Origin of the sequence: Rhodococcus sp. MALMAid1271 (genome assembly GCF_049195265.1) — a bacterium.
In the GTDB taxonomy this organism is placed as follows: Bacteria; Actinomycetota; Actinomycetes; order Mycobacteriales; family Mycobacteriaceae; genus Rhodococcoides.
Genome location: NZ_JBMIRQ010000083.1, coordinates 133,251 through 147,955, shown reverse-complemented (window position 1 = coordinate 147,955; position 14,705 = coordinate 133,251). Strand labels below are relative to the sequence as shown.

At 65.0% G+C, this 14,705-nt stretch carries 16 protein-coding genes; 8 read left to right on the top strand and 8 right to left on the bottom strand.

Annotated elements, in window-relative coordinates:
• Positions 1-261 precede the first annotated feature (261 nt).
• Complete coding sequence (gene glyA / locus ACOQFP_RS12395) at positions 262-1,545, bottom strand: serine hydroxymethyltransferase (protein WP_421584478.1); 1,284 nt, start codon at positions 1,543-1,545, stop codon at positions 262-264.
• A gap of 45 nt (positions 1,546-1,590) precedes the next feature.
• Positions 1,591-2,787 (bottom strand): DUF885 domain-containing protein, encoded by a 1,197-nt coding sequence (locus tag ACOQFP_RS12390; protein ID WP_421584477.1) that lies wholly within the window; start codon positions 2,785-2,787, stop codon positions 1,591-1,593.
• Positions 2,788-2,886: 99 nt separating this feature from the next.
• On the opposite strand from ACOQFP_RS12390, the gene coaA reads away from it, so the two are divergent.
• On the top strand, positions 2,887-3,855 hold the full coding sequence (gene coaA / locus ACOQFP_RS12385; RefSeq protein WP_421584484.1) for a type I pantothenate kinase: 969 nt from the start codon (positions 2,887-2,889) through the stop codon (positions 3,853-3,855).
• Positions 3,856-3,869: 14 nt separating this feature from the next.
• Positions 3,870-4,187, top strand: coding sequence for a hypothetical protein (locus tag ACOQFP_RS12380; RefSeq protein WP_421584476.1), 318 nt, complete (start codon positions 3,870-3,872; stop codon positions 4,185-4,187).
• An 88-nt stretch (positions 4,188-4,275) separates the two neighbouring features.
• Here the strand turns inward: ACOQFP_RS12380 and ACOQFP_RS12375 are convergent, their stop codons facing one another.
• Entirely contained in the window at positions 4,276-4,509 is a 234-nt protein-coding gene (locus tag ACOQFP_RS12375; RefSeq protein WP_421584475.1) for an AfsR/SARP family transcriptional regulator, read from the bottom strand.
• 169 nt (positions 4,510-4,678) lie between these two features.
• Between ACOQFP_RS12375 and ACOQFP_RS12370 the strand changes: the two genes are divergently transcribed.
• Genes ACOQFP_RS12370 through ACOQFP_RS12360 form a run of 3 tightly spaced genes read left to right on the top strand, consistent with a single transcriptional unit; the run spans position 4,679 to position 7,661 of the window.
• On the top strand, positions 4,679-5,293 hold the full coding sequence (locus tag ACOQFP_RS12370; protein ID WP_421584474.1) for a TetR/AcrR family transcriptional regulator: 615 nt from the start codon (positions 4,679-4,681) through the stop codon (positions 5,291-5,293).
• Positions 5,290-6,045: an ABC transporter ATP-binding protein gene (locus ACOQFP_RS12365; protein ID WP_421584473.1), complete on the top strand. Its 756-nt coding sequence runs from the start codon at positions 5,290-5,292 to the stop codon at positions 6,043-6,045. The genes ACOQFP_RS12370 and ACOQFP_RS12365 overlap by 4 nt, the downstream gene beginning before the upstream one ends.
• Positions 6,042-7,661, top strand: a complete 1,620-nt coding sequence (locus tag ACOQFP_RS12360) for a hypothetical protein (RefSeq protein ID WP_421584472.1) — start codon at positions 6,042-6,044, stop codon at positions 7,659-7,661. Before ACOQFP_RS12365 ends, ACOQFP_RS12360 begins: the two co-directional genes overlap by 4 nt.
• A 14-nt stretch (positions 7,662-7,675) precedes the next feature.
• Here ACOQFP_RS12360 and ACOQFP_RS12355 read toward each other — a convergent pair whose 3' ends face one another.
• Entirely contained in the window at positions 7,676-8,458 is a 783-nt protein-coding gene (locus ACOQFP_RS12355; RefSeq protein WP_206486740.1) for an isoprenyl transferase, read from the bottom strand.
• 131 nt (positions 8,459-8,589) lie between these two features.
• Here ACOQFP_RS12355 and trhA point away from each other — a divergent pair, with 131 nt between their 5' ends.
• Entirely contained in the window at positions 8,590-9,255 is a 666-nt protein-coding gene (gene trhA / locus ACOQFP_RS12350; RefSeq protein ID WP_421584471.1) for a PAQR family membrane homeostasis protein TrhA, read from the top strand.
• A gap of 6 nt (positions 9,256-9,261) precedes the next feature.
• Here the strand turns inward: trhA and ACOQFP_RS12345 are convergent, their stop codons facing one another.
• The 4 genes from ACOQFP_RS12345 to mca all read right to left on the bottom strand — a co-directional run bounded on the left by ACOQFP_RS12345 (position 9,262) and on the right by mca (position 13,442).
• Positions 9,262-10,194, bottom strand: a complete 933-nt coding sequence (locus ACOQFP_RS12345; protein ID WP_421584470.1) for a sensor domain-containing diguanylate cyclase — start codon at positions 10,192-10,194, stop codon at positions 9,262-9,264.
• 94 nt (positions 10,195-10,288) lie between these two features.
• Entirely contained in the window at positions 10,289-12,298 is a 2,010-nt protein-coding gene (locus ACOQFP_RS12340; RefSeq protein ID WP_421584469.1) for a thioredoxin domain-containing protein, read from the bottom strand.
• A complete protein-coding gene (locus ACOQFP_RS12335) occupies positions 12,298-12,570 on the bottom strand; it encodes a hypothetical protein (RefSeq protein WP_341243609.1) in 273 nt (90 codons plus the stop codon). Before ACOQFP_RS12335 ends, ACOQFP_RS12340 begins: the two co-directional genes overlap by 1 nt.
• Positions 12,567-13,442 carry a mycothiol conjugate amidase Mca gene (mca, locus tag ACOQFP_RS12330; RefSeq protein ID WP_206486817.1) on the bottom strand — a complete coding sequence of 292 codons (876 nt, stop codon included), beginning with the start codon at positions 13,440-13,442 and terminating at the stop codon, positions 12,567-12,569. The genes ACOQFP_RS12335 and mca overlap by 4 nt, the downstream gene beginning before the upstream one ends.
• A 103-nt stretch (positions 13,443-13,545) precedes the next feature.
• Between mca and ACOQFP_RS12325 the strand changes: the two genes are divergently transcribed.
• Complete coding sequence (locus ACOQFP_RS12325; protein WP_206486735.1) at positions 13,546-13,986, top strand: DUF4307 domain-containing protein; 441 nt, start codon at positions 13,546-13,548, stop codon at positions 13,984-13,986.
• A 222-nt stretch (positions 13,987-14,208) separates the two neighbouring features.
• Positions 14,209-14,703, top strand: coding sequence for a transcription elongation factor GreA (gene greA / locus ACOQFP_RS12320; RefSeq protein WP_032394210.1), 495 nt, complete (start codon positions 14,209-14,211; stop codon positions 14,701-14,703).
• Positions 14,704-14,705 lie beyond the last annotated feature (2 nt).

Genomic DNA, 14,705 nt, shown 5'->3' with positions numbered 1-14,705 from the left:
CACACCATCCTCGAACAACGCTACCGCCGCGACCCGCTGATCCTCGGTAAGTGAACTTCGTGCACGCATACAAAACTCCCCGGTAGTCGGAACTGAATTACTCAGTCCAACTTCCGGGGAGCGGTGCACATACGTCTGAGCGGTGCAACGGTCCATTCACGCAGACCAACATGCTGCGTGAATGAACCACTGCATACGTCTGAACGGTGCAAGGGTCCATTGACGCGGGGTGGGGCGGGCGAGGGCAGGCGGCGGCCAGGGTCAGCCCAGCAATCCCCAGTCCTCCAGGCCCTCGTACAGCGGCGTGCTCTGCGCGAGCTTCACCACGCGATCCTTGAGCGCATCGCTGGCCTCACCGGTTGCCAGGGCGGTGCCGATGATGTCGGCGACCTCGGTGAACTCGGCTTCGCCGAATCCCCGGGTGGCCAGTGCTCCGGTGCCGATGCGCAGGCCGGAGGTGACCATCGGCGGGCGCGGGTCGAAGGGCACTGCGTTGCGGTTGACGGTGATGCCGACCTCGTGGAGTAGGTCCTCGGCCTGCTGACCGTCGAGCTCGGAGTTGCGGAGGTCGACCAGCACCAGGTGCACGTCGGTGCCGCCGGTGAGGACCGACACGCCCTTGTCGGCGACGTCGGATGCGGTGAGACGCTCGGCGAGCAGCGAGGCCCCGAGCAGGGTGCGCTCCTGGCGTTCCTTGAACTCCGGCGTCGCGGCGATCTTGAAGGCGACGGCCTTGGCTGCGATGGCGTGCATCAGTGGTCCGCCCTGCTGGCCGGGGAAGACTGCGGAGTTGAGCTTCTTGGCCCATTCCTTCTTGGCCAGGATGATGCCGGAGCGGGGTCCGCCGAGGGTCTTGTGCACGGTGGAGGAGACCACGTCGGCGTAGGGCACCGGCGAGGGGTGCAGGCCTGCGGCCACGAGCCCGGCGAAGTGCGCCATGTCGACCCACAGCAGTGCGCCGACCTCGTCGGCGATGGAGCGGAAGGCAGCGAAGTCCTGGTGGCGTGGGTAGGCCGACCAGCCTGCGATGAGCACCTGCGGCTTGGCGGCGATGGCTTGTTTGCGCACCTCGTCCATGTCGATGCGGTGGTCCTCTTTGCTGACGCCGTAGGACTCGACCTCGTAGAGCTTGCCCGAGAAGTTGAGCTTCATGCCGTGGGTGAGATGGCCGCCGTGCGCCAGGTCCAGGCCCATGATCTTGTCGCCCGGGTTGATCAGCGCCATCAGCACGGCCGCATTGGCCTGCGCTCCTGCGTGCGGCTGCACGTTCGCGAACTCGGCTCCGAAGAGTTCCTTGGCACGGTTGCGCGCGAGGTCCTCGACGATGTCGACATGCTCGCATCCGCCGTAGTAGCGGCGTCCGGGATAGCCCTCGGCGTACTTGTTGGTCAGGACGCTGCCCTGGGCCTGGAGAACCGCGCGGGGAACGAAGTTCTCCGAGGCGATCATCTCGAGGGTGTTGCGCTGACGTCCGAGCTCACCGGCCATCGCCTCGGCGACCTCGGGATCGAGTTCGGCCAGTGACAGGTTGTTGACGTCAGTCATAACGAGGGTCTCCAAGGGACAGCTGAGTAAGAGGGCGAGGCCAGTTTACGAGACGCGCACTGCACCGGGTGTCAGCGGCTCGTCGAGCAGCCTGCCGAACAGCTGTGCCCGCTCGCTGACGGTCTCACCCTGATCCAGCCAGCCGGCGAGAAGCTTGTAGCCCTCGACATAGGTACTGATGTATGCCCGCCACAGCGGGGACGACAGAAATCGGAGACTGTGCCGGGCGCGCTGCGGGGAGGTCAGGGACCACCGCTCCAGATACGCGGCCACGTCGTCCTCGCTCTTGTGCTGATCGTGCAACAGCAGGGCCGCGTCCTGACGCACCCCCAAAAGCAGACTCGACGCGGACGAGAGGCGCTCGGCCTTCTCACCGTCGAAACGCAGTCCCAGATCGGCGTAGATCTCCTGTGCCCACAGCCCCCATCCCTCGCCCACGATGGCCCCGAGGGCGTGATCGGCGAGGCCCTCGGCCATCAAACACTGAGGGGTGTTGACCACGAACAGCGTCTGCTCCAGTTGCCCGGCACCGACCAGTCCGGCTTCCTTGCGGCAGTGCTCGGTGTGATGACCGGGGTAGGACTCGTGCGCGATCAGGTGCGGCAGGTTGGCCATCTGCTGTTCGATATCGGAGTTGATCGCGACGGTCGACCGGTAGTCACCGAGGTAGTAGTTGAACCCGGACCACGGCTTGTCTCCGACGACCTCGTAGGTCACCTGCTCGGCGTCGGGCAGTGTGTACTCGGCGCGGACGCGGTCGCGTAGGGCCGAAGAGAACGCCTCGACGCAGTCCTGCAGTCGGTCGGCCGGAATGACGTCGGCGCGGCGGTGGGCGATCAACCGTTCGCTCAGCGAGCCGGGTCCGGCGAGGACCTCGTCCATCTTGCGGTGCGCCTGCAGGTATTGGTCCTGGTCACCGGGGGCGATACGAACGTCGAAGTAGGAGTACACCTCGTCGACGAAGCCGATGTCCTCGCCTGCGAACTTACGGGCCGAGCATTCGAGAGCGCGCAGGTGTACGTCGAGGAACGTCGTACGTTCGGGTGTCAGATCGACGTTGCCGAGTTCCGCACGCAGCGTCTGCGCGCGGCGAATCAGCTCGCGCGGCTCGGGCGCCGGGGCGTTCTCGGTGATTCGGCGCAGCTCGGGATCGCCGGTGTACGCGTCGACGAAGCCTTCTTCGAGTCGGTCGAAACTCAGGCCCAACAGCAGGTATTCGCGAACCAGGGAAGGAGCATCCATACCCGAACCCTAGTACGGCGAACGACCCCGCCCGTGCGCAAGCGTCCGCGACCGAGCACAATCTGAAGCCATGCGACTTCCGGACTCATCGTGCGCCTTTTGCGTACCCCCAAGTACGCAAAAGGCGCACGACGGGAGCCGCGCGTGAGCGAATCCAGTCCGTACGTCGAGTTCGACCGTGCACAGTGGCGCACGCTGCGCCAATCCACGCCGCTGGCACTCACCGAAGAAGAACTGATCGGTCTCCGCGGTCTCGGTGAGCAGATCGACTTGGACGAGGTGGCCGAGGTCTACCTGCCGCTTGCGCGACTGATCCACCTTCAGGTCGCTGCTCGGCAAAGACTGTTCGCCGCGACCGCGACGTTCCTGGGCGAGAAGCATCCCGATCGTCAGGTCCCCTTCGTCATCGGTGTCGCCGGCAGCGTTGCCGTTGGCAAGTCGACGACAGCTCGTGTGCTGCAGGCACTCCTGGCCCGCTGGGACCACCATCCGCGCGTCGACCTCGTCACCACCGACGGGTTCCTGTACCCGACGGCCGAGCTCATGCGTCGAGGCATCCTGCACCGCAAGGGTTTCCCGGAAAGTTACGACAGGCGAAAGCTGCTCAGATTCGTCACCGAGGTCAAATCCGGGACCGAAGAGGTGGGCGCACCGGTCTATTCGCACGTCTCCTACGACATCGTCAAGGGCCAGTACCACATGGTCCGGCAGCCCGACATTCTGATCGTGGAGGGGCTCAACGTATTACAGACCGGGCCCCGGTTGATGGTCTCGGACCTGTTCGACTTCTCCATCTACGTCGACGCTCGGATCGAGGACATCGAGAGCTGGTACGTCAAGCGCTTCCTCGCGTTGCGCAAGACATCGTTCACCGATCCGTCCTCGCACTTCCACCACTACGCCGGCCTGTCCGACGACCACGCGCAGATCGCAGCAGAGGATCTGTGGCATTCGATCAACCTGCCGAATCTGGTGGAGAACATCCTGCCCACCCGACCACGAGCGACGATGGTGCTGCGCAAGGACAACGACCACGCCATCAACCGGCTGCGCCTGCGCAAGTTGTAGACCACAATCCACCAATGACGGTGGAGAGGCGGACCATCGGAAACCTGCCGCTGATCGGCCGCGCCGACGAGCTGAAGCGGATCGTGGATGCCGCCCGCACGTACGGCGGAATGACCGTCAAGACAGCACCCGGTCTCGGCCGAACCCGGCTGCTGACCGAGGCAGTGTGCTCGCTGGTGCACCTCGGCCGGCATCCACACCGGGTGGTGACGGTGATGCCGACCGGTACCGGATTCGTTCCCGTCGAATCTGACCGAGCGCTGGCCGCTGCCCTGGCCTACGAGCACAGTGGCCGACGCACGGTCGTGGTGATCGACGCACGGTCGTGGTGATCGACGATGCCCAGTGGCCGGCCGATTCGACCGTCGAACTCCTCGCCCGGCCGCGTCGGATCGATGAGCCTGTTCGTTCTGGCCGGCGTCAGCGCGGGCCGGCGAGTACTCGCCGCAGGTTCGCCATGTACGCACACAACGACGTCAACGCCTTGGGCGGCGGACGTCGATCCCGGACGAGATCGATCAACCGGTCGAATTCGACGACGTTTCCCGACTCCACCAGCAGTACCGCCAGTACGGCCCACTGTTCGAGCCCACCGAGCGCCTTCACGCCCGCCCCGTCGCGCACCACCATGGGTCCGAGCACGTTGTAGTCCACGATCGGGAATTTTCCGAGTATCGCGCCGATCGCGCCACAGATTACGTAGCGGTACAGAGGTAAGTACGTAGCGACTTGGCAGTCGTGCCGTTCCAGGCTGACGATATCGTTCGTCGCTGCTATCTTTGGCATCGATGCCAAACAACTGACAACAATGCCAGGGAGTCGAATGAATGCCACACGGAAGGTGACCCTGACGCAAGAAGTACGTCGACGCCGGATCATCGACGCGGCCATCGACTGCCTTGCTCGCGACGGATGGCACGCCACCACGCTAGCTGCGATCGCCGCGGAGGCCGGCATCAGTCGTGGCTTGATCTCGTACCACTTCGCAGGCCGCAACGACCTGTACGAGGCCGTACTCGAAACAGTGGTCACCACGATCTTTGCGGAAGGATCCGCGGAGATGCAGCAGAGAATCGACAGTGCGCAGACCGCGGCGGCCAAACTTCAGGCATACATCGAAGGCAATCTCGACTTCATCGGAGCTCATCGGCGCGAAATGGCAGCGTTGGGACAGGTGATGCCGAATCTGCGGGGCCGGGACGGTGCTCTGCACGCCAGCCCCGACGCCGAGGAGCCGATCATCGCCGGGACTGCACTGCTCTTCGAGTTCGGTTCGAGCACAGGCGAATTCCGTTCGGTGGACGCACGCCTGACGGCATACACGTTGCGACGCTGCATCGACGGGGCGGCAGTGAAGATCGTCGCCGACCCCGAGTTCGACATCGACGCTTACGCGCGCGAACTCACATCTCTCTTCCTCCGAGGAGTCCGATCATGACCACCGACGTGACCCCGGCAGTCCAACTGAACGGGCTGTCCAAGCGCTTCGGCACCCACATCGCAGTCGATGCGATCGACTTGACCGTGCCTCCGGGAACGTTCTTCGGCATCGTCGGCCCCAACGGGGCCGGGAAATCCACGACACTCGCGATGATTGCCGGCCTGCTGACCCCCGACAGCGGGTCCGTCACGGTCGCGGGAATCGATGCCGCGACAGACCGAGAAAGGTTTCTCGGTTCGCTCGGAGTCATGATGGAGGGACTCTCCCTCCCGGAGCGGCTGACCGGCTCGGAACTGCTCGAGTACACCGCTCGGCTGAGGCGGATCGGCAAGGACTGGCCGAAGCGCGCAGCGGACCTGCTCGAGATCCTGCATTTGGACCGGACGCCCTCGACGTTGATCGTGGACTACTCCACCGGGATGCGAAAGAAGATCGGCCTCGCCGTGGCTCTGCTGCACCGCCCCAGCGTGCTGGTACTCGACGAGCCCTTCGAGGCCATCGACCCGGTCTCCGCGCGGGCAATCGAAGGCCTGCTCGGTCAATACGTCGCCGGTGGCGGCACGGTGCTGCTGTCGAGCCACCTCATGGACGTCGTGGAGCGCACCTGCGAACGGGTGGCATTGATCAAGGACGGCCGAATACACACCGAGGGCACCATCGATGCGGTTCGAGCAGGCCGAAGTCTCAACGACACGTTCGTGGATCTCGTCGGCGCACCTGCGAACAGCGAGATCACGTGGCTGGCATGAGCATGAGCGCGACGTTCGCGTCGATGCGGTGGAGAATTCTCCGGCACGGTCCGCACGACGAGCGCGGCTTCGGCTTGGTCGTCGGCTCGATCGTGGCGTCCGGGATCGTCGTGCTCGCGGCACTCGGGACCTCCGGCACGGTCGACCCGAGCTGGCTGACCGTGGGGATCTTTGCGTTCGGAGTTTTCTGGGCCATCGGACCGATCCTGCTTCCTGGATCGTCGGCGACCCTGGATCCGCAGTGGTTCAGGACGCTACCTGCGCGGCCGACCAGGATCGCGCGGGATCTTGCCGCGAGCGAGGTGATGAGCATCGGAACGGTTGTCACGGCGATCGCGCTGAGCAGTTTCGTGGTGGTAGCCGCAGCCCACGGGCCGGGTGCCGTCATCGTTGCAGCCCTGGCCCTTTCTGCCCAGCTGATGTTCCTGCTCTGGCTCGGTCGGTGTGTTGCGGCAGTGGTTGCCCGCCTGCTCCGCTCCACCGCAGGGACGTGGGTAGCGGCCGTGCAGACGTCGATGCTCCTCGCAGTGTCGTTCGCCGGCTGGGTGCCGGTCGCTGCGGCGGTACTACCCAACCTCGGCGATGGCGGAACGGAACTCGTCACCCCCTCGGTGGTGGGCGCTGTGCCTGCCGCAATAGAGAACCTGCTGCTCGCCCTGCCCACAGGATGGGGTCTTGCCGCCGTGCTCGCCGCGACGACATCCGCCTCACTCGTCTCGGTGGCTCTGCCGCTACTGGGCCTCGTCGCCGGAGCGATATCGCTCCGCGGTGTCTGGATCGTGCTGACGGCGAGTGAACTGCGCAGGCCACCGGCCCGGACGCCCAGCCGCATCACCGCCAGACGGTCCGCGCCCACTCGGGGCCGGCGACCAGGCGGACCGACGCGGGCGGTGTTCGACCGGGAAATCAAGACGTGGTTCAGGGACCCGCATCGCAGGCTGGGAACGATTCACGCATGGATCACCCCGTTGCTCATGATCGCCCTTGTCGCACCGACGAGCTGGTCCTGGGCCCTGCCGTTCATCGGCGTCATGGCTGCAGCGCTCGGCGCGATGGTTGCAGTGAACACCTACGCCCTCGACGGCACCGCGCTGTGGCAGATCCTCACGACTCCAGGAGCGATCCGAGCCGACGTGTGGGGCCGACAGCTCGCCTGGCTGCTGATGTTCGGTATCCCCACCTCGGCTCTGACCCTCGCACTGTGCCTGGTCAGCGAATCACCCTTGGCGGCGGTCGCGTGCGGAATGACCTTGGCCGCCACGGGGGCCGCCTGCGGGAGTGCACTGTGGCTGGGGGTGATCATGCCCGCGATCGGGGCCGACGCGCGCGACCGCGTCGCCGCGACGAGTCGCACCGGAAATCCCGCAGGCGCGCAGTACACGATCTTCACTGTCGTGGTCGGCGTAGCCGTTCTGCCTCCGCTTCTGCTGAACCTCGGCGGTGCGCACGTCCCGTGGCCGGTGCACGCTGTGCTCGGCGCGGTCATCGGAGTGGGGGTAGTGGTTGGCCTGTCGATCCCGACACGATCGCGCCTTCGACGAAGTGGAGCCGCCTTGTTGGCCGCCATGGAATCCGGCGACAGCTCACGGCTCGCGGGCGCGCGAATCGACGAGTGATCCGGCCGTTCGCGTCAGATACCGAAACGTCGGTGTCTGGCCGCGAAATCACGTAGCGCACGCAGGAAGTCCACGCGCCGGAATTCGGGCCAGTAGGCCTCGGTGAACCAGATTTCCGAGTACGCGCTCTGCCACAGCAGGAATCCGGACAGACGCTGTTCGCCGGAGGTGCGGATGACGAGATCGGGATCGGGCTGGCCGGAGGTGTAGAGGTGGCTGTCGATACCGTCGACGTTGATGGCGGAGATCAGCTCGTCTCCGGTGACGCCCTCGGCGATCTTCTCGCTCACCAGGGACTGCACGGCGTCGGCGATTTCTTGCCGACCGCCGTATCCGACCGCGACATTGACGTGCGTTCCCGTCCGCCCCTCGGTGAGCGCTGCCGCTTCTTTGAGTCGGCGTGAGGTCGATGCGGGCAACAGGTCGAGGGTGCCGACGAGTTTGACGCCCCAGTTCTGCTCCGGGCCGCAGATCTCCTCCACGACATCGGTGATGATCTCGAGCAACGAATCGAGTTCGTCGGCGTCGCGCCTGAGGTTCTCGGTGGAGAGCAGATAGATGGTGGCCATCTCGATTCCGGCGGCATCGCACCAGCCGAGCATCTCGGCGATCTTCAATGCGCCCATGCGGTGGCCGTGTGCGACGTCGGTGAACCCGTTCTCGCGTGCCCAGCGTCGATTGCCGTCGCACATCACCGCCACGTGTCGCGGATGCTGCACCCCGTCGAGCTGGCTCAACAGTCGCCGCTCGTAGACGTTGTAGAGCACGCCGCGCACCTTCTGCGGAATGATCACCACTGCTTCGTCACCACTGCTCCCATCACCACGGGGAATCACCTTACGCCGACACCCGAGAGCAGACCGCCGGTACAGTAACGTCAGAACCTACGGTTGCGTAGGTTCTGACGGCGCTACGGGAGGAAATCGACATGACGATGTTCGGACTCGACGAGATACCCGTCAAACCCCGCATGCGCGGCTGGATTCACCTGTACGCCTTCGTGGTGGCCGTGTTCTGCGCGATCACACTCGTCACGCTCGCTTTCACCATGGTCTCGGTCAGCGCCGGGGTGGCGACGGGGGTGTATTCCATCACTGTCTGCGGCGTGTTCGGCGTCAGCGCCACCTACCATCGCGTGCACTGGAAGACCACCACGTCGCAGATATGGATGAAGCGCGCCGATCATTCGATGATCTTCCTGTTCATCGCAGGCAGCTACACCCCGTTCGCCGTACTGGGCCTGCCCACCTCGACCGGACGCACGCTCCTGATCATCGTGTGGACCGGAGCCCTCGCTGGAGTGGCCTTGAAAATGCTCTGGCCCACCGCTCCCCGATGGGTCGGGGTGCCCCTGTACCTGATCCTCGGCTGGGCGATCGTCCCCGTCGCACCCACCCTGATCGAGCAGGTCGGTTACGCACCGTTCGTCCTGCTGCTCGTGGGCGGGGTCTTCTACAGCATCGGGGGCGTGCTGTACGCAGCCAAGTGGCCGAATCCCTGGCCGAGGACGTTCGGCCATCACGAGTTCTTTCACGCAGCAACGGTATTGGCGGCACTGTGCCACCTCGTTGCCGTCTGGCTCGTGCTGTTCTGACGCAGCTCAGGTGTGCTCGGACGCCTTGTCTCGGTACATCAGAGCGTCGGCACGTCGGATGAGCCGATCCCTCGACTCGCCGGGTTCTCGCACCGCCACGCCCACACTCACACTCATCGCGAGCAATCGGGACTCGAACGGCACCGGTTCGCCACAGATTGCTGCTCGAATCGACTCTGCAAGGCGTGCGCTGTCCAGTTCTTGCGGTTCGTCGGTGATTGCGACGACGAACTCGTCTCCGGCATATCGACCGACGACGGCGGAGCGCGACGACCATTGTTGAAGTCGACGGCCTGCCGCCTCGAGCACCGCATCACCGGCAGCGTGGCCGTGAGCGTCGTTGATCGACTTCAACCGATCGACGTCGACGAACGCCAGGGCAACCGGCAGATCGGCCGTGATCCATTCCTCGACATGAGTCAACAGCGAACCCCGTCGAAGCAGACCGGTCAGGTCGTCGCGCTCGGCCCGGTCGCGCCAGTGCACGGTGTCGTCGACGACGGGATTGACAAGATCGAGCAATGCGACGATGAATCGTCGGCCGGCGATGGTCGAAATGCCGACATGCATCCAACAGGAGACGACCTCGCCGTCACTGCGCCGCACTCGCCGCAGGGCTCCGATCGGCCGTCCGAGGTCGGGTGGACCTGCCACGGGGTAGCTGTGCTCGAGCTGCATCGCGATCCGCTTGGCCGACACCCGATCCCCCAGCGGCACGAAATCAGCCACCGGCCGACCCAGCATGCCCTCCACCGGGCAGTCGAGAATTTCCTCACACAGTAGGTTCGCGCCGACCACCGCGTACTGCATCGAGTGGACCATGACCGCCATCGGGATCGCGGCGACGAACTCGGCCACGGCCGCGAGTTGCTCGTCGGTCATTTCCTCGTCCACCACAGCGTCGCTCAGGACACTGTCGCTGGTTACGCCCTCAGTCATGACACCGCCGATCAGCTGGTTGGGTTCGGCCTCCCGCAGCCGAAGACGCTCTCGCAACGATACTGTTTGTCCGCCGAAGCATCGACGCAGTTCGTCATCTCTTCAGCGCGAATGCCAGATCTTCGGCAGACGTCACAGGACGGTCACAGACGAATCCACGACACACGTATGCCGTCTCGGCACCGTCGACGGGTGGCCGGCCCATCAGCAACACCGACGAATCGGTCTTCCCCGCGACCACCACGGAACCACCCGGCACCAGCGCCCGCGCGGCGGAGACCAGGTCAGCCCCGGGCGCAGTCGACACCGCGACCTGAATCGGACCGCGAACGGCGGCCTCCGCAACGGCCAACCAGTGTCCACCGGACCGCGGCGCACGCTCGAGTATCAGTGCCGCTCGCGCGAGCGACGCTGCCGCCAGTTCGCCGTAGCGCGCCGAGAACTCCGGATCGACCAGAGCAGCAGCTGTGAGAAACGCCTCGGCCATCGTCGACGCACCGGACGGAGTAGCACCGTCGATCGGGTCTCGCGGCCGAGTCACCAGAGTCTCCGCATCATCGGCGGTGTCGAACCAACTGCCGACATCATCGGGGTCGCAGAAGTGCTCTGTCGCCGCATCCAGGAGCGAGCTCATGCGTTCGATCCAGACAGCGTCGCCGGTGGCTTGGAACAGAGCGGCCGACGCCACCGCGAGACACGCGTAGTCCTCGAGCACACCGGAAGCCGCACCGACGGCGCTGCCGAGCGAGGCGCGACGGACCCGCCCCGACTCCACGTGAGAGGCGAAGAGCTGTTCGCCGCACTCGACTGCCGCGTCGACCCAGCTCGGCTGTTTCAGCCCGGTCCCGGCCTCGACCAGGGCCGTGATCGCCAGCGCGTTCCACGCGGTGACCACCTTGTCGTCACGGCCGGGCTGCGGCCTGCGTGCGCGAGCGTCGGACAATGTTCGGCGCACCCGAGCGAACCGGTCGTAGTCCTCTGGTTCGGCGGGCAGCTGCAGTACCGACATCCCGGCCTCGAACGTGCCCGCGGAGTTCACCGCGAACAACCCCGCAGCCCACACACCGTCTTCGAACCCGAGAGTCTCGGTCAGTTGCTCCGGCGTCCACGTGTAGGTCGAACCCTCGACGCCCTCGGTGTCGGCATCGAGCGCCGATGCAAAACATCCGTTGTCCGTCCGCAGATCGCGGAGCAGGAACTCCGCAGTGTCCGACGCCACCCGACGGGCCAGCGGATCATTGCCGATCCGGGCCAGGTGCGCATAGAACCGCAGCAGCAGGGCGTTGTCGTAGAGCATCTTCTCGAAATGCGGAACGATCCACTCGGCGTCGACGGAGTAGCGGGCGAACCCACCGCCGAGCTGGTCGTAGATGCCTCCGCGTGCCATGGCCGACGCGGTACGGCGAACGACGCCGAGAACCTCGCCAGCGCCGGTTCGTTCGTAATGTCGGAGCAGACCTTCGAGCAGTGCTCCCGGCGGGAACTTCGGAGCTCCACCGAAGCCTCCGAAGTCGGCATCCTCGTCGCCGCAGATCGCCGCGACCGAGGTGGCCAGCGCCTCGGCGTCGATGGGCCTGCCGCCTGCAGGCACTCCCGCGCTCTGCGAACGCAACTCGGTGACGACCGCGGCGGAGGCGTCGAACACGTCCTGTCTGCGTGTGGACCAGGTGTCGGCAACCGCGGTGAGCAACTGCTGGAACGAGGGCATTGCCTGCCGCGGGGTCGGCGGAAAGTAGGTGCCGCAGTAGAACGGTTCGGTGTCGGGGGTCAGAAAACACGTCATCGGCCACCCACCCTGGCCGGTCATCGCCACCGTGGCGTTCATGTACACCGAATCGAGGTCCGGTCTCTCCTCACGATCGACCTTGATGCACACGAAATGCTCGTTCATCAACGCAGCCGTTGCCTCGTCCTCGAACGATTCGTGCGCCATGACATGGCACCAATGGCACGCCGAATATCCGATCGACAGCAGGATCGGTACGTCGCGATCGTGGGCCGACTGCAGGGCCTGCGGTCCCCACTGCTGCCAGTGCACCGGGTTGTCCGCATGCTGCCGCAGATACGGGCTGGTGGACTCACCCAGTGCGTTGGCGTCGAGCATCAGGTTTCGTCGCGAGCGGTGGGGTCGCCGGAGTTCGTTCTCGGTGGCGTCGATCCTGCGATCCCGCCGCGATCGGTGCCCTCGTCGAGGGCCTGATCCAGCGTCGGATCTGCCTTCTCGAAGGTGGTGGGCAGCCGCTTGATCTTCTTGTTCATCGACCAGATCAGCAGGGCGGTGCCGACCAGGAGCGCCACCACGATCACCAGACCGACCGGCGAGGACTTGCCGTACTCGGGTCCGGTTGGCTGCTGGGCGAGAATCTCGATGATCACTGCTCTGTCTCTTCGATCCCGGCGAACAGGTCCGTCTCGGGCAGCGAGGTGGTCACCCGAGTGCGAGCCAGCTCGAATTCCTCGGTGGGCCACAGCTTGCGTTGCACGTCGAGCGGCACCGCGAAGAACGATCCGTTGGGGTCGATCTGCGTCGCGTGTGCACGAAGAGCATCGTCACGCTGCCCGAAGTAGTCGCCCACGGTGACCTGAGTGGTGATGCGGCCGATGATCTCGTCCTTCTGACCGTCCCACCGCTCGAGCCAGCCGACGAACGGGCTTTCCTCACCGCGGTCGATGAACCAGTCGTGAAAGAGCTGCATGCGTTTGCGGATGAAGCCGTGCGAGTAATAGAGCTTGAGCGGCGTCCAGGGCTCGCCGGCATCGGGGAAACGCTCGGGGTCACCCGCTGCCTCCCATGCGGCCATCGAGACCTCGTGGCAGCGGATGTGGTCCGGGTGCGGATAGCCGCCGCGTTCGTCGTAGGTGGTGATGACGTGCGGCTTGAACTCGCGCACCACCTTCACGAGCGCCTCGGTCGAGACCTCGAGAGGAACCAACGCGAAGCAGCCCTCGGGTAGAGGAGGAAGTGGATCGCCCTCGGGCAACCCGGAATCCTCGAATCCGAGCCAGGTCTGCGAGACGCCGAGGACTCGAGCAGCCTCGGCCATTTCCTCGCGCCTGACCTCGTGGATGCGCTCGTGCACTCCTGGAATGTCCATGGCCGGGTTGAGAATGTCACCCCGTTCGCCGCCGGTGAGGGTGACGACGAGAACGTCATGTCCCTCGGCCGCGTAGCGCGCCGTAGTCGCAGCGCCTTTGCTCGACTCGTCGTCGGGATGGGCATGCACTGCCATGAGCCGCAGTCCGGACACGTTCTTCCTCACCTCGGATTCACCTTGATCTTGCCTGCCCTATAGTTCCACCTGACGCCGACATGGCCCCAGCGGCACCCCCGATTTCACTCCGAGAGCTGACATGACCAACGCACTTCCCGCAGGTAGATACCCCTCGGGTTCCGGTCCCAGCGGCATTCGGCAAGCGCCGAAACGTGCGACGAAGATCGCACTGGTGGCACTGGTCCTGCTGGTCGGACTGGGCGTGGCCTACTACGGCTACACCAAGTTCGCGGTCAAACCCATCGAAGGCAACCAACTCTCGTTCGACATCGTCGACGAGGACACGATGTCGATCCGTTTCAGTGTCACCCGACAGGATCCCGAGCAACCGGCCGTCTGCATCGTGCGCGCTCGCTCGCGCGACGGTTCCGAGACCGGACGCCGCGAGGTGTACATCCCGCCGGAGTCGGCATCGACCACCGTCGAGCTGACCACGGAGGTGACGACATCGTCTCCGCCTGCCGTCGGCGATGTCTACGGTTGCAGCCTCGATGTTCCCGAGTATTTACGAGCTCGATAGGCGAACTGCCTGTTCGTGGTAAGCTCGGGCCATACACGGTCGCCGAACAGGTGCCGTGTATTGCTGCATTGCGGGCAGGGTTCAACTGCGAACGATGACGACGGCTCCAGGACGTGGGCCGACCAAGGGGATCCAACCATTGGAGTCCCCTGTTCGTTGCGTGCCCTACCTGCTCAGAAACGGAATCGATGTCGAGATTCCGACTACGAGGGAGTGATCGAGATGACCGAGACCCAGGTGACCTGGCTTACCCAGGAATCACACGACAGGCTCAAGAGCGAACTCGACCAGCTCATTTCCAATCGCCCCGTCATCGCCGCCGAGATCAACGAGCGTCGCGAAGAGGGCGATCTGAAGGAGAACGGCGGCTACCACGCTGCGCGCGAGGAGCAGGGTCAGCAGGAAGCGCGTATTCGCCAGTTGCAGGAGCTGCTCAACAACGCGAAAGTCGGCGAGGCACCCACCCAGTCCGGCGTCGCACTGCCCGGTTCCGTGGTCAAGGTCTACTACGACGGTGACGAGTCCGACACCGAGACCTTCCTGATCGCCACCCGCGAAGAGGGTGCCCGCGACAACAAGCTCGAGGTGTACTCCCCCGCATCCCCGCTGGGTGGATCGCTCATCGACGCCAAGGTCGGAGACACCCGCGAATACACGCTGCCCAACGGCAAGACCATGAAGGTCACGCTCGTCAGCGCGGAGCCCTACCACACGTAAGT